This is a genomic window from Daejeonella oryzae DSM 19973, from assembly GCF_000422945.1.
Lineage (GTDB): Bacteria > Bacteroidota > Bacteroidia > Sphingobacteriales > Sphingobacteriaceae > Daejeonella > Daejeonella oryzae.
The window spans coordinates 1,151,383-1,172,539 of record NZ_AUHA01000002.1; the positions used below are offsets into that span (position 1 = coordinate 1,151,383).

Annotated in this window: 17 protein-coding genes; 5 read left to right on the forward strand and 12 right to left on the reverse strand. The window is 39.3% G+C overall.

The genetic code is table 11. The annotated features are described in order from the left end of the window. Nucleotides 1-12 precede the first annotated feature (12 nt). Entirely contained in the window at nt 13-675 is a 663-nt protein-coding gene (gene pdeM, locus G521_RS0105420) for a ligase-associated DNA damage response endonuclease PdeM (RefSeq protein ID WP_036678198.1), read from the forward strand. A 169-nt stretch (nt 676-844) separates the two neighbouring features. Beyond that, nucleotides 845-4,807, forward strand: a complete 3,963-nt coding sequence (locus G521_RS0105425) for an AAA and adenylate/guanylate cyclase domain-containing protein (protein WP_026897631.1) — start codon at nt 845-847, stop codon at nt 4,805-4,807. 14 nt (nt 4,808-4,821) lie between these two features. Here the strand turns inward: G521_RS0105425 and G521_RS0105430 are convergent, their stop codons facing one another. Genes G521_RS0105430 through G521_RS0105440 form a run of 3 tightly spaced genes read right to left on the reverse strand, consistent with a single transcriptional unit; the run spans nt 4,822 to nt 9,402 of the window. Continuing rightward, nucleotides 4,822-5,829, reverse strand: a complete 1,008-nt coding sequence (locus tag G521_RS0105430; protein WP_026897632.1) for a 3-oxoacyl-ACP synthase III family protein — start codon at nt 5,827-5,829, stop codon at nt 4,822-4,824. Continuing rightward, nucleotides 5,822-7,549 carry a flavin monoamine oxidase family protein gene (locus tag G521_RS16575; RefSeq protein WP_036678200.1) on the reverse strand — a complete coding sequence of 576 codons (1,728 nt, stop codon included), beginning with the start codon at nt 7,547-7,549 and terminating at the stop codon, nt 5,822-5,824. Before G521_RS16575 ends, G521_RS0105430 begins: the two co-directional genes overlap by 8 nt. Before the next feature lie 50 nt (nt 7,550-7,599). After that, the gene (locus tag G521_RS0105440; RefSeq protein ID WP_026897633.1) at nt 7,600-9,402 is read right to left on the reverse strand and encodes a thiamine pyrophosphate-binding protein; all 1,803 of its coding nucleotides are present in this window, start codon (nt 9,400-9,402) and stop codon (nt 7,600-7,602) included. A gap of 389 nt (nt 9,403-9,791) precedes the next feature. On the opposite strand from G521_RS0105440, the gene G521_RS0105445 reads away from it, so the two are divergent. The 3 genes from G521_RS0105445 to G521_RS0105455 all read left to right on the forward strand — a co-directional run bounded on the left by G521_RS0105445 (nt 9,792) and on the right by G521_RS0105455 (nt 13,413). Beyond that, nucleotides 9,792-10,580: a succinate dehydrogenase cytochrome b subunit gene (locus G521_RS0105445; protein WP_026897634.1), complete on the forward strand. Its 789-nt coding sequence runs from the start codon at nt 9,792-9,794 to the stop codon at nt 10,578-10,580. A 48-nt stretch (nt 10,581-10,628) separates the two neighbouring features. Further along, entirely contained in the window at nt 10,629-12,563 is a 1,935-nt protein-coding gene (locus G521_RS0105450) for a fumarate reductase/succinate dehydrogenase flavoprotein subunit (RefSeq protein WP_026897635.1), read from the forward strand. A gap of 82 nt (nt 12,564-12,645) precedes the next feature. Further along, complete coding sequence (locus G521_RS0105455; RefSeq protein WP_026897636.1) at nt 12,646-13,413, forward strand: succinate dehydrogenase/fumarate reductase iron-sulfur subunit; 768 nt, start codon at nt 12,646-12,648, stop codon at nt 13,411-13,413. A 69-nt stretch (nt 13,414-13,482) separates the two neighbouring features. Here G521_RS0105455 and G521_RS0105460 read toward each other — a convergent pair whose 3' ends face one another. The 9 genes from G521_RS0105460 to G521_RS0105505 all read right to left on the reverse strand — a co-directional run bounded on the left by G521_RS0105460 (nt 13,483) and on the right by G521_RS0105505 (nt 20,778). Then, on the reverse strand, nt 13,483-13,959 hold the full coding sequence (locus tag G521_RS0105460; protein ID WP_026897637.1) for a hypothetical protein: 477 nt from the start codon (nt 13,957-13,959) through the stop codon (nt 13,483-13,485). 154 nt (nt 13,960-14,113) lie between these two features. After that, nucleotides 14,114-15,118: a hypothetical protein gene (locus tag G521_RS0105465; RefSeq protein WP_026897638.1), complete on the reverse strand. Its 1,005-nt coding sequence runs from the start codon at nt 15,116-15,118 to the stop codon at nt 14,114-14,116. 96 nt (nt 15,119-15,214) lie between these two features. Beyond that, nucleotides 15,215-15,826 carry a helix-turn-helix domain-containing protein gene (locus G521_RS0105475; RefSeq protein ID WP_026897639.1) on the reverse strand — a complete coding sequence of 204 codons (612 nt, stop codon included), beginning with the start codon at nt 15,824-15,826 and terminating at the stop codon, nt 15,215-15,217. Nucleotides 15,827-15,931: 105 nt separating this feature from the next. Beyond that, entirely contained in the window at nt 15,932-17,104 is a 1,173-nt protein-coding gene (locus G521_RS0105480; RefSeq protein WP_155975669.1) for a M50 family metallopeptidase, read from the reverse strand. 31 nt (nt 17,105-17,135) lie between these two features. After that, nucleotides 17,136-17,498 carry a VOC family protein gene (locus G521_RS0105485; protein ID WP_026897641.1) on the reverse strand — a complete coding sequence of 121 codons (363 nt, stop codon included), beginning with the start codon at nt 17,496-17,498 and terminating at the stop codon, nt 17,136-17,138. Between the two features lie 102 nt (nt 17,499-17,600). After that, the gene (locus G521_RS0105490; RefSeq protein WP_026897642.1) at nt 17,601-18,044 is read right to left on the reverse strand and encodes a hypothetical protein; all 444 of its coding nucleotides are present in this window, start codon (nt 18,042-18,044) and stop codon (nt 17,601-17,603) included. A 197-nt stretch (nt 18,045-18,241) separates the two neighbouring features. Beyond that, nucleotides 18,242-18,451 carry a hypothetical protein gene (locus G521_RS0105495; RefSeq protein ID WP_026897643.1) on the reverse strand — a complete coding sequence of 70 codons (210 nt, stop codon included), beginning with the start codon at nt 18,449-18,451 and terminating at the stop codon, nt 18,242-18,244. Nucleotides 18,452-18,508: 57 nt separating this feature from the next. Next, nucleotides 18,509-19,378: a DUF4435 domain-containing protein gene (locus G521_RS0105500; RefSeq protein WP_026897644.1), complete on the reverse strand. Its 870-nt coding sequence runs from the start codon at nt 19,376-19,378 to the stop codon at nt 18,509-18,511. After that, a complete protein-coding gene (locus tag G521_RS0105505) occupies nt 19,378-20,778 on the reverse strand; it encodes an AAA family ATPase (protein ID WP_026897645.1) in 1,401 nt (466 codons plus the stop codon). The genes G521_RS0105500 and G521_RS0105505 overlap by 1 nt, the downstream gene beginning before the upstream one ends. Nucleotides 20,779-21,157: the final 379 nt, after the last annotated feature.

Sequence of the window (21,157 nt, forward strand, 5' to 3'; positions counted from 1 at the left end):
ATTTTTGGAGGAATGATTTCTGCCACTCCTCTTGATTTTAAATTTCTCGATCAGAATTTTCTTCTATTACCTCAAAAATCCATTTTCTGGATTGAGGAAAATGCATTAATTGTAGCAGATGTTCACCTCGGGAAAGTAGGCCATTTTCGTAAAGCTGGTATTGCTATTCCCCGCTCCATGGAACAGGAAGATCTGGCAATGCTTTCAGACCTGATGGTTCAGTATAGACCTTCATCAATTATATTTTTAGGCGATCTCTTCCACAGTGATATGAATAACGACTGGGGCTGGTTTATTCTTTGGCGTGATCTTCATAAAGATGTTGAAATGATTCTGGTTCGCGGAAATCATGATATCCTACATGAGCAGCATTATATAGATTCTCAGTTCAGGGTACATGATACTTTAAAAATAGGCCCATTTCTTTTCTCGCACGAACCTTTAAAGAAAATTGCACTTTCCAAAACTTCAGAATATGTTATCTCCGGTCACATTCATCCGGGCGTTAAGCTAAGAGGCAAAGGCCGTCAATCTGTAACCCTGCCATGTTTTCATTTTGGAAAAAGGCAGGCACTTGTTCCGGCATTCGGAAAATTTACCGGCAAAGCATGTGTAAAATGTGAAGATGGAGATCATGTTTTCGGCGTTTTAAAACATAAAGTTATTGCTTTATAAACCTTTTATTAATTTCCATTTTATTTAATAGTGCAGAAAATTATGCCCTTGTTCAATCGTTAAAATCTTCCTATCTTTTATTAATTTATTTAAGGGTAATTTAATAGTCATGTGATCATTATTGATCTGATTTTAAGACTCTAAGCATCTACGTTTTAATGGAGTATCTATGCCCTCAATTAATAACAAATCTGATTCTATTATTTCAAGTTTTGTTCCTGCACTGCTGCGTAAGCAATTTAACGAAGATCCTTCCAGAAAACCGGTGTCTGAATTAATCGGCGATCAGGCGGTTTTGCTGTGGATTGATATATGTGCATTTTCTCCGATGTCAAACCGCTTGCTGCTTGATCATGTAAATGGAGTTGAGCGTTTGTCAAAAATACTCCAGAGTCATTATGATTTTGTGCTGAACATGTTCAAAGAGTTTGGCGGCGAGCCGATGGTTTTTGCCGGTGATGGTGTGCTGGCAGCCTGGCATTGTAGTTCCGAAGACTTACCCGCCATGGCGAAAATGGCCATAGCCTGCGGTCATGAAATATTAAACAATAAAGGAGCACTGGATGATCTCGGCAATCCCTTGTTGCTGCATGTGGTTACCGCCTGCGGACCCTGTCAGTTACTCGAATTAGGGGGGACCGATAAACGCTGGCTTTATACCGTTTTAGGCGAAGCTTTAAATGATCTTCAGCAGGCTGCAAAAAACAGGGAGCCGGGCAAGGTGCTGGTATCGCCGGCAATTATTGAAACTTTGGGTGCTGAGCTCAAATATTTCCCGGCTAATTACCATTCGGGGATATTGGATGGGAGTGCCGGTTCAGTTTCATCTCCCGCCAGGGCCGATCTTTTTTTAAGCCCCCAAGCAATCAGTACGTTAAAAGTTTATCTTCCAAAACCTTTATCCCATAACCTGGATTTTGAACAGCTCAAATGGATTGATGAACTAAGACCGGTTTCTATCGTTTTTACACAACTGCATATTGCCGGTTCAAACAGTAAGGATGCCGCAAAATTAATTCAGAACGCAGTTAAAATAATAGGTCCCATTGTTGTAAAGTATGACGGGATTTTAAATCAGGTCTGGCTTGATGAGAAATCAGCAAATATTTTAATAATCTTTGGTCCTCCTCCTTCTGCTCATAAAGATAATCCGGTTAGAAGTTTGCGTACAGCTATTGATATTAAAGACGCTCTGGGCAAGGAGGGATACACCAATAGTGTTGGTGTTACAAGCGGAAAAGCTTTTTGTGGATTGATTGGAAATAATATTTTTCGCCAATATACAGTCATTGGGGATGTAGTCAATCTGGGTTCCCGCCTGGCTCAATTACAATTAAAGAATGTATGCTGCGATGAACCCACTATGAAAGCCTCAAGAGATGAGTTTGTTTTTTCTCTGCCTAAAATGGTTATTATTAAGGGACTGGTAGAAAAAGAGCAGATATGGGAGCTGGAATCAGGAGCTGCAAGGGAAGATAATAAAGTGACAGAAATGCCGGTAATAGGCCGGAGGAATGAGCTCGCCCTTTTCCAAACCTGCTTTTCCAGAGCTGTTTCCGGCGAAGCCGTCTCTCTGATTCTGGAAGGGGAAAGTGGCCTGGGGAAATCTAAAGTGCTGTCTGCTTTCCAGAGAAACGTCGAGTCCGGAGATAATCTGGTCTTAACAGGTTTAGGTGATCCGGTAGAACGCGGAATACCATATTTTTCATGGAGAGCCATTTTCTCAAAATTGATGGGTCTGGATAAAAGCCTTAATCAGCTATCAAAGCAGCAGGTTATTACTAACTTTCTGGGCGATGAATTTGCAGATCTGGTCAGCCTGTTAAATGTGGTTTTTGCTGCTGATTTTCCAGAAAGCGAAACGGTGCGATCACTTTCTGTACAGCAAAAATTTACTGAAACCAAGAAACTGCTGGTTCAGTTGATCAGCCGGGCGGCTGAGAAAACTCCCCTGGTTATTATTATTGATGATGCTGTATGGCTGGATCATGCATCCTGGAAACTTGCAATAGAAGTTGCTGCTAATGTGAAAAATTGTTTTCTGCTCGTATCGGTTCAAAATACGGAAGGAATTAAAGAAATTCAATCATTAAAAGAGGCCGGGGCAATACATTATAAGCTTAAAGGCCTTTCAGAGCAGGATCAGTTAAAGCTCATCAGCAAGGCTCTGGGAGTTCCGCAAGTGCCCGATGAAATAAATGAGACTTTAATATCGCTGTCTAAGGGTAATCCATTCTTTTGCTTTGAACTTATACAGTCTTTGATTAATGAGCAAGCAATTATTATTGAAAACGGAACCTGCAAGCTGGCAGGCGGTATTAATTTAGAAAACTTTCCTTTGCCTGAAACTATTCAGGGCACTTTAAGCAGAAGGATAGATACTCTGGAGCACGGTCCGAAACTGGCTTTAAAAGTTGCGAGTGTTACAGGTTTGCGGTTTTCAACTGATCTGATTCAGGATATATTCCCTGTACTTCAGGAAAGAACAATGGTTCCTGCTTTTTTAAGCAAGGATTATAAGATGGGGCTTCTGCTTCAGGAAGTTATTGATGGTGAACAGGGATACTCATTTAATAATGCCATTACCCGTGATGTTGCGTATGAAATGCTTCTTTTTGATCAAAAACAAGAATTGCATTATGAAATTGCAGAATGGTTTGAAAATACATTTGAAGATAATCTGGCTCCTTTTTATGCACGGCTTGCATTTCACTGGGAAAAAGCCGGAGAGAATATCAGAGCAGCCGCTTATCTGGAAAAACAATCTGTAAGGCTGTTCAGTACCGGTTTTGCCAGACAGTCAGTAGATATCGGTTTGCGTGGTGTTACACTTCTTGACGTTCATATTGTTCGCGAGCCCTCAGAAATTGGTCAGAAGATTGGTGAGAATATGGCGGTGATCGCTGCTTTAATGGATAAGCGTTCTCCTTCAGATTTGCTTTCTTTAAAAAAACTGGATGATCCCAAAGTTGAATGTGCAATAAATATTTTGCTGCGCATCGCTCCTTTTGCGTTTCAAAGTCAGCAGATTGATCTCTTTGCACTAATTTCTGTAAGCTGCTTAAGGATGACGCTTGAAAACGGAAGTTCAAAAGATGTTGCAGTTGTTTATTCACTTTATTCTATCATTTATAAAGGCATGACCGGAGATTATCTGGGTGCTAATTCCTGGAGTGAACTTGCTATAAAGGCTGATGAGGAAAATGGCCGCACGTTATTTTCCAATGTGGCTTTTGTTCATACCTGGTTTCACAGTCATTGGGTTAATCCATTTTCTTACAGCCTGCCACTAGCTTTATCTGCTGCAAACGCAGGATTTGCATCAGGCGATATTTTATTTGCATGCTTCAATTTATCCGGTTACGTAGTGTATTTAACGGCATGTGGCCGACCATTGCAGGAGGTAATGGATTTTGCCCGAGCACATCTGGCGCTGAATCAGAAAAGAGTAATGAATGCGGCATTTCATCTTATACTTGAATTGCAGTTTGCCAAAGCTCTTGCCGGAGAAACGTCGGAATATCTTTCTTTAACAGATGAGGAATTTAATGAGGACCAGGATATATCATCCATTTGTAATACCGAGCTGGGTAATCAGGTTGGTTATTGTTTAGTGGCAAGGGTAAAATTGCATACCCATTTCGGTAATTGGCAGATTGCTTTGGATTGGGCAGAACAGGTAAAACCTTTACTTAAAGCATTTGAAGGCCAGATTGCTGAAATTGATCTGGTACAGTACAAAGCAATCGCAGCACTAATAGGCGTGTTGAAGGGTAATAGGAAGGACAAAGATAAATTAATAGAGATTGCCAGCGATTCTCTTCAAACCATGCAGAACTGGGCCAAAATGTGTCCTGTAAATTTTAAACATAAAGCGCTTATTATTCAAGCTTTTTTAGAAGGTGTTCAGGGTGGTTTAACTACTGCGGAAGGGCATTTTACAGAGGCTGAAAAATTGGCTGAAATAGGAGGGTTTTTAAATGATAGTGCCCAACTTCAGGAATGTAAATTGATCCTCCAAAAGGCTGAAGGTAAAGAATTAACAGCTTTGGAACCTGCAATTAAAGCGTATGAGAAATGGGGTGCTTTTGGCAAAGCAGCATATCTTAAGAAACTATATTCCCAATCTTAAAAGGTTATTAAAAATTAAGTCTTCCGCTCAAAAAGCATTGCGTTGGTATGCATGTCAGGGCCAATTGCAAGCAGAATTAAATGATCTTTTTTTGCCGGATCATTTTTCTCTGACCAGGCCAGCGTAACCGGAATATTGGCAGGCGCCATATTTGCAAATAATTTAATACTGTTAATATACTGGGCGGGTTGAATAACATCATTCCAATGGTCCATCAATACGGATGAGGCCTGATGCGAAATCAGGCTAATGTCAGAGCCTTTTAAGTTATGTTTCCGCATAAGTTCAAGGGCGGCCTGCGGCGGAGAATTGATTCCGAAATCTTTAAATCCCGCAATCCCTTCATCGTTAATCTGAAAATATGTATCTGTCCACAACTTTTCATTGTTTCCTATGGGCGGCGAAATTTCAAAACTTTTTCCGCAAGAAAACATACTGCCGTAATACTGAGATTCTGTGATAGTATATTGATCAGTTAGCGTCCATTTTTCCTGATTGCTGCAGTTTGCCAGAACCGCTGCACCGGCACCATCGCCTGCACTTACTGCCTGTGGTGTTTCATAGCTAACGTTTCGGGTCCAGTTACCTCCCACGCAAATCAGCGCATTAAAAATTCTTCCCGATCTTATAAGTCCGTCAGCAAGTAATACAGAAGCATTGAAATTTGAAAATTCACAATCAACCGGAAGCACCCATACTCTTTTTGTAAGTTTCAGTTCTTTATGCAATAAGGAAAGCATATTGGGATTACGGTATTCACTTACAGATCCTGTCCCAATTAACAAATCAATTTCATCAGGGCTTACACCCGCATTTTGCATCGCCATTTCTGCGGCTGGAAGCATGATCGAGATAAGATCTTCATCCTTATCCAAAACATGCCTTTGTTCATATCCCTGAAAAAGTTTTTCACCATCGGTTACATTCTTTTTCAGCCAGCTAAAGACCGGATCATCATTCAATCGGATTTTATCCGGAACAGCATAGCCTAATCCGGTGATACGGGGCAGGTTCTCAGTCATTTTTCAGCCAGTCAGGTTCTGATAATTTAAAATGTTTTTGCAGCACAATTTCAGCGGTTTGCAAAGCTCCTTCAACCCAGGTTTGATTGGTAGAATAAGCTTCACCACAAATAAAGCATGGGAAATCATCTACAGGCCGGGTCATTTCATGAAGTATTTCCCATGATTTGTAGCCCGAGTTCCAGAAATGTACTGCGCCTCCGTAGGGATCATCAGACCAGTCCATATAAGCAGCTTCTAATGGTTCGGGCGCATCTTTAACATGATGCATTTCCATTAATTGCCGGTGCATTTCCATAGCCATTTTATGAGGAGCAGGCCGGTCTTCCCAGTTTTTTTTCAGCCTGTCACCCCATTCATCTGCCTGATCTGTTTTGGCATGGGGCATTGGTTTCCTTTCAAAAGATTTGTTTTTTGAAAGCAGGCTCCTGATTTTATGATTAACCGGAAGTGGCCACTCTATCGTATTGCCGGGTCCGAGAGGTGAATCTCTTAAACCGCCCCAGAATTCAGAATTACTCATATCATTATAAGCCATGATCATCGAATTCTTATTATTTGGGTCAGCTCCCGGTTGCTGGCCCTCAACACCCCAGTAGTAACATTGCCTGAGAGGAAGGTCGGTCAGCGAGCGGCCGGCTTTAACATACGTTTTCTCCCACCATGGAAATTCATAAGCCAGAAAAATTTTATACAGATCTACCGGTTCTACAGAATTCATCATGAAGCGAACATGAGGAGCTTTTACAGGATCCAGAACCGGACCTTTCTGTTGCAGCAATTCGAGAGATCTTTTCGGCATTGCCAATACGATTGATTTGGTTTTTACGGATTTCATTCCTCCTTCAGTTTTGAAAGAAAGCACCGCTCCGCCCGAACCGTCGGATAATGAGCTCTCTTCAAAACATTGCAGCCAGGAGTTTAAATGCACTTCACCCCCAGCTTCCTCAAATTGTTTTTGCAGGGTCCAGGGAACAGCATCATAGCCATCATTCAATAAATAATATTTAACCGTGGGAGTGAAGTTGAAATATTCTGCAATAGAATTTACTGCATTTGCATTCATCCCCAGGGAATCATAACCAACAGTTGTTTTTGCCAGCTGATACGCTTCATTGCTCATCACTTTGGCCAGAATATTCCAGAAGCCATGCTGATAAAGTGGAATATCATCCAGTGTAGCTTTTTGAAGAAATTTCTCCAGATTCTCACCACTTAGGGTTTTTACATCCGGAAATAATTGCTCAACGGCCCAGCCAATTAAATCACTCGCGGTATTTCCTTCTTTCAGCCACTCAGTTTCTTTTTCGCTTAAATTATAAGGCAGTACGTCCGAATCTGAAAGCTGGTAATTGCGTAACCTATGACCACGGGTGTAGACAATGTTTATTGGTTCATCCACATTTTGCTCATGCCGGGGCAGGTTTAGTTTGTTCTCTATCAGGCTCGAGGCTAATTTCTGTGATGAAACGTAACGCATACCACCAATTTCGCAGGTCATGTTCGGGAAACCCGGAGGCCTTGCAGATAGTAAGCGCCCCCCAATCCGGTCGCTACCTTCAAAAACGGCGATCCGTAAATTCTGATCTTTTGATTTTGAGATAAATGGGGTATTAATCTTCTCAGCCATTATCAACCTCCAGGCGGTATATATTCCGGATATTCCCCCTCCAACTATAACAACATCATATTCTGCGTTTTTTGTCTGTTCGTTTTTCATGAGCGATTTATTTAGACGTATAACAAGGATTTCAAATTCCTGAATGCTGGTTATTTGGGTTTTGATGGTGCATATAATGGATTGTAATAAGGAGGTATGCTTTTGCGGTTGATATTTGCAATTATCACCTGGGGACGATTCTGTTCATTGGCAAGTTTTAAAACGGAAGGCATTATTTTGTTTAGTTCCTCAGGTTCGTCTATTGAATAGGCATCTGCTCCCAGACCTTCAGCGAATTTTTTTAAATCCGGACTGCCAAGCTCATAAAGCTTCTCCCATTCTCCGGGATGTTCTTTATCAGGGAAAAACTGATCCATGCCCTGACTCACCATGGATAAATTATTATCATACAGTACTATCCAGATGGCGCCTATATTATACTGCCTGGCCGTTGATATTTCTGCTCCATGCATCATAAATGCACCGTCGCCTACAATGGCAATGCAGGTTGCATCCGGGCGACCGAACTTGGCACCAATAACAGCAGCAACAGCAAATCCCATCGGGCCCATAGATAAAGCGCTGTGAATAGCCCATGGGGGAGCGATTTCTAAATAATGAACCGCCCATCCTACGCAATTACCGGCATCTATAAATAGCTTAGTTTCTTTATTTGCAGGGAGAGATTCTTGTAAGCTGCGCATTAATGCGGCGGGTTCAATCGGGTTGGAATTTGAATTGTATTGCTCCGGATTGATAAAGGCGGGGTACTGCTTTTTGATAGTTTCAACTATAGATTTGCGGGTTTCAACAAGTTTTTTATCTGCCGGAAATTTTGGAATTAGTTTTTCCAGATCGCGAATAAATGCGCCTGCTTCTGCTACTATTCCATGGCTCACCGGAAAAGATCTTCCGATTATTGACTGATCAATATCTACCTGAATTAGCGGGCCATTTGCAGGTTGCAATAAAGGAAGCCACTTATTGGTAGAAAGTTCCCCCAGCGAGGAGCCTATTATTAACAGAGCATCGTATGCATCTTCGCTGCTTTCTGCGGTCATCCAGTAATAAGGCCACATGCAGTTTGCAATACCGTACACTCTTAACGATAGGGGATGAGATTCCGGAAATATTCCTTTGGCATCGGCAGTAGTTATTACCGGAATTCCATACTCCTCAACAAAGTTGATAAAGCAATTTAAATTGTCTTTTAGAGCTTCGCGGCAGCCATTTCCAAGAAAAATCAATGGCCGTTTGGAGCCATGTAAAACGCTCATAACCCTTTCGGCATCTTCAATGGGAGCGCCGGAAGGAATTACCCGGTAACTATTTGTGCTGTCTGGCAATACAGCCTTAGAAATCGTTTCGAAAGAAACATTATTGGGCATACTGATATGCACCGAGCGGCGTGGGATGGATAGTGCATCCCGCAAGGCCTGCTTAAAAATTGCTTCAAAGTCAGAACTGTCAGAGATCATAGCGCTGTAACCGGTAGCGGCGGCGTAAATGGCTTCAATATTTAATTTAGCGTCTGTGCCTTCCTGCAAATAACCCAGACCAAAATAGCTTTCATCTACCTCGCCGGTTAAAAGCATCATTGCTGAGCCATCATTCTGGGCATTCATAACTCCGGTAAGTGCATTGGTAGCTCCCGGTCCGGAGGTTACCATAACTACACCCATTTTTCCCGTTGCCCGGCAATAACCATCGGCAATATATGCTGCACCGGTTTCATGGCGGCAGATAATATACTTGAACTGATCGCTTTTGGCTTTAAAAGCGGTGAGCAAATTGGCCAAACCTCCTCCGGGAATTCCAAAAACGTGATCTACCTTTTCCAGAGAGAGATAATGCAACAAGGCGTCGGCAACAGTGATGGGTGTGCTATTAGAATTGGTAGTTTGCTGAGTCATACTTTTATTATGATCTGAAACTGATCTGAGACAGAATTAAATTTAAGAATAGATTTTCTTTAAAAAGAAAATTTTTGTCCTTATTTATTATATAAAATTCTGATAAGTAATTATATTGGAAATGCTTTGCCGTATGTGAAGTGTATTATTTGCAGGCTTAAAATTTTCATGTTATTATTAAATCCGCTTTTGGTTTCCGGTCAGTCATGGCGGATAAAAAAGGCTGGTATTTACTGAAGCCGGATAGATTGTAATTGTGCGATGTTTCATAAATGATTAGATTGTTTCTAAATAGATTTAAAACATGGGTTAATAGCTAAATGCTGTATATTTTTCAGCATATATTAAATACTTTTGCTACTCTTAAAAATAAAAATTAACACGAGGTAATGAGCAATTTCGCACAAACTTTCTCATCATCACTAGGGAAGAAACTGATAATGAGTTTAACAGGTTTATTCCTGTGTACTTTCCTGGTTGTACATTTAATCGGTAATCTTCAGTTGTTTAAAGATGATGGCGGACAGGCATTCAATGCCTATTCCTATTTTATGACCCATTTTCCACCAATTAAAATTATCTCTTACTTGCTGTATGCTTCCATCATTATTCATGCTGTTTACGCTTTGGTGCTTACAATTGGAAATAAAAAAGCCCGCCCGGTAGCTTATGCATCCTATAAAGGAGAAGCAAACAGTCCCTGGACTTCCCGCAACATGGGGATTTTAGGAACCATTCTGCTTGTATTTATTGTTGTACACATGAGTAATTTCTGGGCTCAATATCACTGGGGCGAACTGCCGTATGCAAAATATGAAGTTAGTTTAACTGATCCGCAGGATGTTAAAGTAACGCCAATTCCATTCAATGCAAGTGTTGCCGAGCCGGCTCATGCCGATTATGTGGATTCACAAGCTGGCAAAAAAGTTTTAATTGCAAAGGATTTGTACAAAATTGTTAACGAGTCTTTCCAGCAATGGTGGTATGTTGCATTATATGTTATTGCAATGGCTGCCATGTCATTCCATTTAATTCACGGATTTAGAAGCGCATTCCAAACACTGGGATGGGATAACAATAAATTTGTACCCCTCATCAGGTTTTTGGGTGTCTGGGTGTTTGGCGTTTTAATTCCTCTGGGATTTGCGGCCATGCCTTTATACTTTTTCTTTAAATAAGATTATCACGCATTCCGAATACTCGGAGTTAAAAAATAAATTTCTGAAATGAAATTAGATTCTAAAATTCCAGAAGGTCCTTTAGCCGAAAAATGGCCTAAGCACAAGTTCAATCTAAAACTGGTAAATCCCGCCAATAAGCGGAAATATACTGTTATTGTGGTTGGAACAGGTTTGGCAGGTGCTTCAGCGGCGGCTTCACTGGCCGAGCTGGGATATAATGTAAAAGCTTTCTGTTTCCAGGATAGTCCACGCCGGGCGCACTCTATTGCAGCTCAGGGCGGAATTAATGCTGCTAAAAATTATCAGAATGATGGCGACAGCGTTCAGCGTTTGTTTTACGATACCATTAAAGGTGGTGATTACCGTGCCCGTGAAGGTAACGTATATCGTCTGGCCGATGTGTCGGTAAATATCATCGATCAGTGTGTGGCACAGGGAGTTCCTTTTGCCCGTGAATATGGCGGCTTGCTGGACAATCGTTCTTTTGGAGGTTCTCAGGTTTCACGTACATTTTACGCACGCGGTCAAACCGGACAGCAATTATTGTTAGGTGCTTATTCGGCATTAAACCGCCAGATCCATCTTGGAAAAGTGAAGATGTATAACCGTCATGAAATGATGGATATTGTTAAAATTGACGGGCAGGCAAAGGGAATTATCACCCGCGACCTGATTTCGGGAAAGATTGAAAGCCACGAAGCACATGCGGTATTGCTTTGTACAGGTGGATATGGTAACGTATTTTATCTTTCTACCAATGCCATGGGTAGTAACGTAACCGCTGCCTGGAAAGCACACAAACGTGGTGCATTTTTCGGTAATCCATGCTTTACACAAATTCACCCAACCTGTATCCCGGTAAGCGGAGATCACCAGTCTAAGCTAACGCTGATGTCTGAATCATTACGGAACGACGGACGTGTTTGGGCTCCAAAAACAGTTGAATTAGCTAAAAAACTTCAAAAGGGAGAAATCAAAGTAACCGATCTGAAAGAAGAGGACCGCGATTACTTCCTGGAGCGTAAATATCCATCATTTGGTAACCTGGTTCCACGAGATGTGGCCTCACGTAACGCCAAAGAAATGGTAGATGAAGGACGCGGTGTTGGTGCTTCCGGAGTAGCAGTTTATCTTGATTTTGCCGAAGCGATCAGTCGTTTGGGTGAAGATGCCGTTCGGGCCAAATATGGTAACCTGTTCGACATGTATTACCAGATTACTGACGAAAATCCATATAAGCAACCGATGAGAATTTACCCGGCGGTACATTATACCATGGGCGGATTATGGGTTGATTACAATTTACAAACTACAGTTCCGGGTTTATACTGCCTGGGAGAAGCTAATTTCTCTGATCACGGAGCCAACCGTTTAGGTGCTTCGGCTTTGATGCAGGGATTAGCCGACGGATATTTTGTGATTCCTTACACTGTTGGTGATTATCTGGCTACCATTGGTCCAAAACCGGTAGACGTCAATCATTCCGCTTTCGCGGAAGCCAAAAAACAGGTGGAAGAACGCATACAGAAATTACTTTCCTTACGGGGAACCAAAACCGTTGATGATTTCCACCGCGACTTAGGTCACATCATGTGGGAATATTGCGGTATGGCCCGTACAGAAGAAGGGTTAATTAAAGCCAAGGGAATGATTCAAAATCTTCGTGCTGATTTCTGGAAAAATGCCATTGTGCTTGGTGTAAACGAAGAGATGAACCAGTCGCTTGAAAAAGCCGGCCGTGTAGCTGATTTTCTGGAGCTGGGGGAGCTGATGATAGACGATGCACTGAGCCGTAAAGAATCCTGCGGAGGTCACTTCCGTGTAGAAAGTCAAACGGAAGAAGGTGAAGCTTTACGCGATGATGAAAACTATTCCTTCGTTTCGGCATGGGAATATCTGGGCGATAACCAGCCGGAGCAATTGCATAAAGAAGAACTGGTTTTTGAAAATGTTAAGTTGTCACAAAGGAGTTATAAGTAATTAGATTGAGAGCTGAGACTTCAGATTTGATTTTTTTATCAGTCTGACATCTCATATCTCCGATCTCAAATCTCAAAGAAAAATGAGCGGAAATATGAATTTGACGTTAAAAGTTTGGCGTCAGAAAAACGCAGAAGCTAAAGGTAAATTAGTTACATATAAGGCCCAGGCAATATCTCCGGATATGTCATTCCTGGAAATGCTGGATGTGGTTAACGAAGATCTGATCAAAAAGAGCGAAGATCCGATTCATTTTGATCATGATTGCCGCGAAGGAATCTGTGGAAGCTGTTCGCTGCACATTAATGGCCAGCCTCACGGACCCAAACATGCCATTACCACCTGCCAACTGCACATGCGCAGCTTTAAAGATGGTGAAACCATAGTAATCGAGCCATGGAGAGCTTCTGCTTTTCCCGTTATAAAGGATCTGGCGACAGATCGCGGTGCATTTGAGCGTATTCAGCAAGCCGGCGGATTTGTTTCGGTAAACACCGGTGGCGTTCCCGATGCCAATGATATTCCCATTCCAAAAGTAATTGCAGACGAGGCATTCAACTCAGCGACCTGTATCGGTTGCGGAGCTTGCGTGGCAGCCTGTAAAAATGCTTCCGCCATGTTATTTGTTTCGGCTAAGGTATCTCAACTGGCATTATTACCACAAGGTCAGCCCGAGCGCTATCGCCGGGTTCAGGCAATGGTTGCGCAGATGGATGCAGAAGGTTTTGGTAACTGTACCAACACCGGCGCATGCGAAGCCGAATGTCCGAAAGAGATTTCGTTAACAAACATCGCCCGTATGAACCGCGATTATCTGACGGCGAAAATCTTTAAGGAAGAAGAAGTGTAAGTTGAAATTTTATAATTAAAAAGCCCGTTCAATTTTTCATTGAACGGGCTTTTTAATTACGGATTCCTGCTATTTGCAATCAATAGGGTCAAATTTAAACCGTCCTTTTTCAAAATCAATCGGTTTACTTTTATCAAAGTAAGAGCGGCCCACAGAGGTTACAATCTGTCCAACTCCCAGCATTAATTTATCATCTTTCTTTAACAAGGCCAATGGATTTTGATACAGGGTTTTATTAATCTTACCCGAATTATACAGATAGTTCAGAAATAAGGTATCGCCGCTAAATCTGCCGTCAACTTTTCCATTGTTAATCACCCTTTCGACTTCATTCGGTTTCAGACCGTACTTCATGATCAGGTCTCCGGTTACTTTGCCTTTTTCATCCGTACGGATAGTTAAATCGGCAGTATCCGGACCAGAAATAGACTGGTAACAGTAATCAACCAAATTTGCCGCTTGCTCTGAGTTATCTTTAGCGCCCTGACCGCAGCTGAACAAAAAAAATGAGCCGGTAACAGCGAAGTAATACAATGAATTTTTCATACTCAATAGTTTAGGGTTTACATTATAAGAGAGCATGCTGATGCAGGTGTTTTAAATTAAATTTTTGACCTGTGTCCGGATACAACCCGGACTAGTGCTGTCAAACCCGCGACAATCATCATGCTGTTCTTAAAGATAGTAAATCTAAGCCGCTCTAAAAATCCAAAGTCTTTAATGATCTGATAAGTCCGAATTTTTTATTTTTAGTATCCAGAACTAGTTTGTAATCCAGAAAAATTTTGTTTCCTGTCATGCCGCCTATACCCATCTTCATCATTTGCTCCACCTGTGAGTTGCTGGCCCCCTCCATATAAGTAGCATAATGAACAGGAATACTGGTATTGCCAATTTCTATTGATTCATTGCTGGCCAGGCTGTTTGCTGTTAAAATCCTGTCCCATGATTTAACCTTGCTTTGAACCAGGGATGTGTTTGGAACCGCAAGAGCCTGAGCCGTTTTTTTGTCGGTTAATAATTCATATCTGCTTGAACCGCTATCAAAGTAAAGCATTGTTTTTTTGCCCTGAACCGTGGCCGGAAACATAATGCTTCTGCCTGCATAAATAAAATCGCTTAATGCAAGTTGCGGATTTAATTCTGCCGGGATATTCTCAGAAATGGTCATCTTTTTGTTCGGGTAATCTATAATCAGCACTTTGCCGTCAATCAGATCGGTACCAAAGGTTCCGATTATTTCAATGCTTCTTCTGTTTTTCCAGTTGATGGATTCATTTCCCATTTTCCGGATAACAATTTCTTTTGCGGTAAGGGGCATTTTGCCTGCTTTGAAAGAAAAATCTGTCAGTTTAATAGCAGAATCAGTCATTTGAAGGGCCTTTGGATATTTGGAATGAATCGCTTTTAGTTTACTGGAATACAGCAGAGAATACGGTGAGCCGGAATCAAACTGCATATAAAACTGCTTCGGGCAGTTCTTTAATTTAACAGGGATAAGAATAGCCGAATGTGCCTCCCATCCGGAGTTGACCGAATCTCCAAGCCAGTAAAATGGAATGTTGTAAGTTTCTGATGGCAATACCAGCTGGTTGGCTGCCAGTTTAGGCATTTGCTGTGCCTTAACCGGCTTCATGTAAGCTGTGTTTCCAAGAATAATAGTCAGAGTAATAGCCTTTAAAAATTGTAATGTAGTCCGCATCATGTATGTGTTTGTTGATGCTGCAAAATTAATCCAGCCGCTGAATTTATTAGCCGTAGTTTACCCGACATTAGCCCGACATTAGCTCTGATTGGTTCCTTAAGAAAGATTTTGGAGAGAAAAATCCGTTTTTTGAATCCGTATTAAAGCTGCGCTGATTATCATCGCATTCAAAATATACATCAGCAGGAACAGCCACATATAATTCATGAGATATGACTTTTGAAAATAGCTTGCGCTGATAAAGTTAAAAGCCAGCGAAAACAAGATTAGCAGTTGAAGTGATACCATCCAGTACACCTGCACCCGTATGAGTCGTCTTGCAAAAGCGATCACTTTCGGGTTTTGTTCATTTGATCTTTTAAGAATCCATACGGGGACCAGGAAATGCAATAGCGGAATGAGAAGATAACTGAAACAGGAAAGGCAAAACATTTGAAGAAAATGCCTGTCTTCAGTAATATGATTAAGCAGTTCCGGTTTTAGGGGTTGTTTTGAGGGTTTTTCATCTCTGATCTGGTCAGATATAAATTCTTCAAAAGGGATCTCCAGTACAGATGCAATCGCCTTTAAAGTGAATGTTCTTGGAATACTGTCCCCACTTTCTATCCGCTGAATGGTGCGAACCGTCACATTTGTTAATTCTGCTACCTGCTCCTGTGTAAATCCTTTCTTTTTACGTGCATGAACAATCCGTTGATGTAGATCCATTTCTGAAAAGCCGTTTTGGCAAATATAAAAGTATTATGAATTTTGGCCGGCTTTATATAGTTCACAACAATGCCTGGCTGAGAAATAATGAAAAGCGGGAAATGCTTAGTTGGCTATCAAATTTTGATCCTCCTTCTCCAGCTTATCTTTCAGAACCAGTAATTTTTCACCTAAAACTATGGCCATTCCCTTATCCATCATATTGGGTAATTCGATGATGCTGGCCTTTATTTTCTCAAATGCCGTTTCCCGCTCGTTTTTCAAATGACTCATTGCCGCCTCCGCCGCAAAAACTTCTGCTTTAGAAATAAAAGTAGAGGGCTTAAACTGATCCCAATATTTACTTGCCTCATTCAGGTCATTTTTACCCAAGGCATAAAATAATGCTGCTTCCAGCCATACAGAATTTCTCATTCCCGCCGGAACTGCATCGGCCTTTTGAATATAATCCAGTAAATGTTGTTCTGCTAAATCCATATTGCCGCCGTCAAAAGCAGACTGGAATAGATATGCATGGAGGTAGACCCCAAATGGATTATTTAACTTTTCTGCCAAGAGCTGCGCTTCAATTAAATCCTCTTTATTCATCAGTCTCGGACGGATTCCGCTGGTGCTACCCGACACAATTTTTATAATCAGCACTTCAAATCTGGCCGCATCGCCGCCTTTTAACAATCGCAGCATGCGCATGCCGTCAGATGAAAAGCCACCGGAATGCATCGGGATCATGGTTGCCAGAAAAATAATCAATGAAAAGAGCGACAGAAGTAAAAAAGTATAACTAATGATCTGAAGGAGGGGTGAAGGACCGAACGCAAAACCGTTGAGGAGGTGATGCAATCCGTAAGCTATTCCGGCTAGCAGCAAGCTTGCTGCCGGTCCGCCGGCTGCATACACAGCAAAGCGTTCACGCAGATTTTCTGTACCTACCGGAAGACAAATTACTAAACCGCCGGCTGTGTTCACATTTTTATTCCAGTTAAACTGCCACTTATTTTGCTCCTTTTTCCAAAGAAGGGGACCAACAACATACATTCTGAAATCAAATTTCATCCGGATGCCGGCAAGCGCATGCCCCGCTTCATGAACAGCAATCACCACAAAGAATAAGGGAATTAAAAGTACAAGCAGCGTGATGCCAACCGGCATAAACGCGAATCTGGGAGTTCCGGCCGAAGGTCCAAAACCTATTTTACCGACAAAATATCCAACCACTGCTCCCAAAGCAAGGAAAAGAATAAACCCCATAGACTTAAGCAACTTATTTTTCTTCTTCATGTTACCATATGAATTTGATCCGGATGAGATTTTAATTGAACTCTCCAAAATGCCAGAGTATACCAGACGGATCAATCAAAAAGCATTCGCGGCCCCAATCCAGTTCCCGGATGGGCTTTAACTTTACATGCTCATATTTGCTTGTTAAATCTAAAGCTACAAGCTCGCGGTAATAGCGTGCAACATCATCCACCTCTAAGAATACCATAGTATTGTCTACCCAGTCTTTCACATACGCATCCTGTAAATAAAAGCCCGTTTCCCCGGTTTTAAAATAGGACATGGATGGCCCTAGCGGAATTTCCTCAAAATTCAGGTCGCGATAGAAATTTCTTGAAATCTCAAAATTTTTGGCTCCTATAAAGGGGCGGATTGATTTTACCTGATGTTCCATTATTTTTTCTTTGAATTGAGAATGGGTTTAGTGCAATGTGAAATTAATAAAACCGCAACAAGCGGGTATTAAAATTACTCTTTTCATGTTTAGGAAAACAATTCATTTGCGTTTAAAGGTAACCGAACCGTTTTCAGAACCATCACCTAAATTCATTCGAAGCAAACCATTTTGCGTCAATTGAATCGTGTCTAATTTAGGGGCTTTTCCCACAAGCAATACCGACAGATTCGGATGATAGGTGAACTGTTGTTTTTCGGCGTTCATTCCCGGAAATTTAAAAACAATGGTATTATCGCTATGGATAAAAATGGACCCGTTTGAAAGCATTTCAAAAGTCTGACTTAATACAATGCGAACTTCTTCGCTTTTAAATTTTTCCTGATCTTCTTTAGAAAAAATAGAAATTGAATCCGTTTGAAAGTTTTTGTACATCCGGCTGGTAGTCATTTCATAAACTTTCCATTCTCCAAAAATAGCTGCATTCGTTTGGCAAAACACTTGCTGGGAAATGAAGAGTAAAATGGAAAAAATTAAAATTTTCATACGCTTAGAAATTTGACAGTTTCCTCTTTTTGGTTGACGATATTATAGATGGATTTCCAGGTTTTTGTCTGTACTAAAGCACATGTGAAAATTGAAATTAGAATTACAAAAATGAAGTATTTCATTTAGAGGCTTAAGATTGATCCAAAGGGTTAAATATTCTGCACTGTTATTCGAAACTTGTGTGGGCACCTGGCTTATTTCAGAATTGCAAAGCCTTTCCAATTTTTAGATTGAGAATAAATTGTCATTCCCAATAAATTCCATTTAATCGTACCATCAACCTCGAATTCAAATTTCTGATTGTCATCTGTGCGATTTAAAATGATGGATATAGGTCTCCAAATTGTACCACTTTCAAAACCTGTGGTCCGGGTGTTAAATTTCAATGGATATTTATAATCCAATTCATAAAATTATTTTTATTAACATGCAATTATCGTAACAAAGTATTATAGTGAGGTCTACTTGATATATTCATTTATTTGAATTTTTAGACTATTTAAGCTTTGAAAATTGCAATTTTTAGCTATGTTGTAGCAATAAGAATCTGTATTTCGAGAAACTAAACCAAATAAAGATTCTATCAATTGTTTTAACATCTTAATCAAATATTTCCCTGGAATGTGAATAACACTTAATTCGTTATTATCAATATTAATATTTCTTTTTATTTTATTCAGTTGGCCATTTAAAGTTAATCTTCTATCAATTTGAAGCAACTCATTATTTATAGCATTTTTATAAATCAGCATTTGATCATTCTTAGATTGAAAATTCCCATTATTAAAATCAAAAAATCTCTCATGGTTTAGAGTTATATTTTTTAATCTTGGACATATCTTTTGTACAACCAGATGCAAATAAATTAGTTCTCGCAGTACATTACTGATTTTTGATATACTTAAATCTAAATTAAAATCATCAGCAATTTTAGACCGCTTTAATTTTGGTTTTTCGCTAATTATATATTCAATTATCGAATCTTTTTCTATAAGGTAATTCTCTATAGAATACCTTTCTAAATAAAATAGATTGTCACGTAAGATTTTTTTATTTAAAATGTCATCAAAATCTTTATCAACAATATATACTTTTTTTTTGTTGTCGATATTGTCTTTAGATTCTGCAATTACATTTTCTTTCCCATTTAACGGAAATATTTTTTCAATTTTTATTTCTGGGAATAGATTTTTTAAAATGCAAAAGAAAAAATTCTCCTGATCTTCATCCTCAATGTAAAATGCAATTTCATTAAATTGATAATAAAAAATATCCTCTGCAATTATATAATTCCAGTTCTTTGATGGTATACTTTCTTCTAATGTAATCATTAGTAGGGCAGTAGAACTTTACAGTAAAGTTTGTTTTTTCCAACAATAGCAGGTGAGTGGGTAGCAAATAGTAATTGAGTATTGTCAGGCATTACAGTTTTAATTCCTTCAAGAAAATTTTCTTGCCATTTAGGATGAAGAGACAGTTCTGGTTCATCAATAATAAATACTTTGCCTAATTTATTATTAAACTTTATATATGTAAAAAGTATTAATATCTGTTTTTCGCCTGATGATAGATTCTCAATTTCTCTATTGTCCTTAAGAATTTGAAAATTTTTATCTAAGATTCTAAATTTTAATCTAGAAGTATTTTTATCAAAATATAATTCTTTAGATGAATCTTTTAAAAAAATATTTATTGTATCTAAGTATTGTCTAAGAGGGTCAAAAAATTTTTTGCTTTTATTTTCAAATTCTTCAAAAGATGTAATCAGTTCCTTTATTTTACGGAACTGATTAAGATTTGTAATATATAATATGTCAAGGGATTCTTTTTTTTCAGCATTAACTTGCATTAAAATAGTTTTTAAATTGGAAAAATATATTTCAATTTTTTTAAATGCATCATCTTTATGTTTTGAAGGATAAGAAATAGGTATCCTTCTGTCTAGCATGTTTTCCTTGAAATAATTTTTAACGTTAATTTCTAAGGATTCAACTTGTTTTAAAGATATTTTGGGTGATTTTAAAATTTCGCTAATAGAGTCTCTTGTTAATGTCTCATCAAAAGATGAAAGCATAATTTTGTCATTTAATCGCCTGTTTAAATCAAGAATCTTATTTTTGAATCTCATATATTCTGTACTTGATAATCTCATGACTTTTTCCAAAGGACTTTTAATACCTTGACCTTTTGGTGAGAATCTTTTTCTTATAACACGATCGCTATCTTCTAAATAGGTTATTTCATCTCCTTCTTCTGTAAATAAATTCCTATCCAATCCTATCACAATAGGATTAGGTAATGTGGAAAATATAAAATTCCAAGTTTCTTCTTCATGTTTTTCAGGTTTTAATCCACTATAATCACTAATTAGCTTATCAATAATTTCTTTATCTCGGCCAATCTTTTTTGGGTGAATTTCAAGATCTGCCTGAATTTGCTGGTATTTATATTTAGTCGTTAAGTTCTCAAGGTCTATTGTAACTTCTTTCTCATTTTGCCTGCTAATAATTCTAAATTCATCTTTTAGAAATATAAAATCTACTTCTATTTTTTCATATTCATTCACACAGAGATTTGAAAACGAAGGAACTAAAATCCAATTTAAAGCATTTAAAATGCTTGTTTTTCCAGAGCCATTAATTCCAACAAGAAGGTTAATATCTTTATTAAATTCAACTTCTTTATTTAAATAACCATAAAGATTTTTAATTAGAATTCTTTTTATGTTCATATAATATTTTTTTACCGTTTTTACTCTCCATTAAGGCGAAACTTTTAATTACCATAGACTGCAATATTTATATACAGTCTTTATTTCTTAAAGATGTGTTATTTTTCTAAATATTACATCTACTTTATGCTAATAGGTTTTTATGAATGAAATAGGTTAATTCGAGCTGATTTAATAGAAGTTATTTATTCGTATCTAAATCTAGTTAACGTTGGATCATTTAACTTCAAGCATTCTCCATTTGGCTCAAGTTGGTCCGTTGCTTCTTTTAGTCCTTCCGTTTGAGCTCCGAGTCTCTTCCTTGACTCTTTTAGTCTTTCCGTTTGGAGCTCCCAGTCCTTCCGTTAACTCTTTTAGTGTTTCCGTTTTAGCTCCGTGT

Excerpts from the sequence above, each read along its gene's own strand:
- pdeM (WP_036678198.1), top strand. The coding sequence starts at position 13 with ATGATTTCTGCCACTCCTCTTGATTTTAAATTTCTCGATCAGAATTTT.
- G521_RS0105475 (WP_026897639.1), bottom strand. The coding sequence starts at position 15,826 with ATGGATCTACATCAACGGATTGTTCATGCACGTAAAAAGAAAGGATTT.
- G521_RS0105465 (WP_026897638.1), bottom strand. The coding sequence starts at position 15,118 with ATGATGCGGACTACATTACAATTTTTAAAGGCTATTACTCTGACTATT.
- G521_RS0105445 (WP_026897634.1), top strand. The coding sequence starts at position 9,792 with ATGAGCAATTTCGCACAAACTTTCTCATCATCACTAGGGAAGAAACTG.
- G521_RS0105440 (WP_026897633.1), bottom strand. The coding sequence starts at position 9,402 with ATGACTCAGCAAACTACCAATTCTAATAGCACACCCATCACTGTTGCC.
- G521_RS0105430 (WP_026897632.1), bottom strand. The coding sequence starts at position 5,829 with ATGACTGAGAACCTGCCCCGTATCACCGGATTAGGCTATGCTGTTCCG.
- G521_RS0105490 (WP_026897642.1), bottom strand. The coding sequence starts at position 18,044 with ATGAAAATTTTAATTTTTTCCATTTTACTCTTCATTTCCCAGCAAGTG.
- G521_RS16575 (WP_036678200.1), bottom strand. The coding sequence starts at position 7,549 with ATGAAAAACGAACAGACAAAAAACGCAGAATATGATGTTGTTATAGTT.
- G521_RS0105505 (WP_026897645.1), bottom strand. The coding sequence starts at position 20,778 with ATGAACATAAAAAGAATTCTAATTAAAAATCTTTATGGTTATTTAAAT.
- G521_RS0105500 (WP_026897644.1), bottom strand. The coding sequence starts at position 19,378 with ATGATTACATTAGAAGAAAGTATACCATCAAAGAACTGGAATTATATA.
- G521_RS0105485 (WP_026897641.1), bottom strand. The coding sequence starts at position 17,498 with ATGGAACATCAGGTAAAATCAATCCGCCCCTTTATAGGAGCCAAAAAT.
- G521_RS0105460 (WP_026897637.1), bottom strand. The coding sequence starts at position 13,959 with ATGAAAAATTCATTGTATTACTTCGCTGTTACCGGCTCATTTTTTTTG.
- G521_RS0105455 (WP_026897636.1), top strand. The coding sequence starts at position 12,646 with ATGAGCGGAAATATGAATTTGACGTTAAAAGTTTGGCGTCAGAAAAAC.
- G521_RS0105425 (WP_026897631.1), top strand. The coding sequence starts at position 845 with ATGCCCTCAATTAATAACAAATCTGATTCTATTATTTCAAGTTTTGTT.
- G521_RS0105450 (WP_026897635.1), top strand. The coding sequence starts at position 10,629 with ATGAAATTAGATTCTAAAATTCCAGAAGGTCCTTTAGCCGAAAAATGG.
- G521_RS0105480 (WP_155975669.1), bottom strand. The coding sequence starts at position 17,104 with ATGAAGAAGAAAAATAAGTTGCTTAAGTCTATGGGGTTTATTCTTTTC.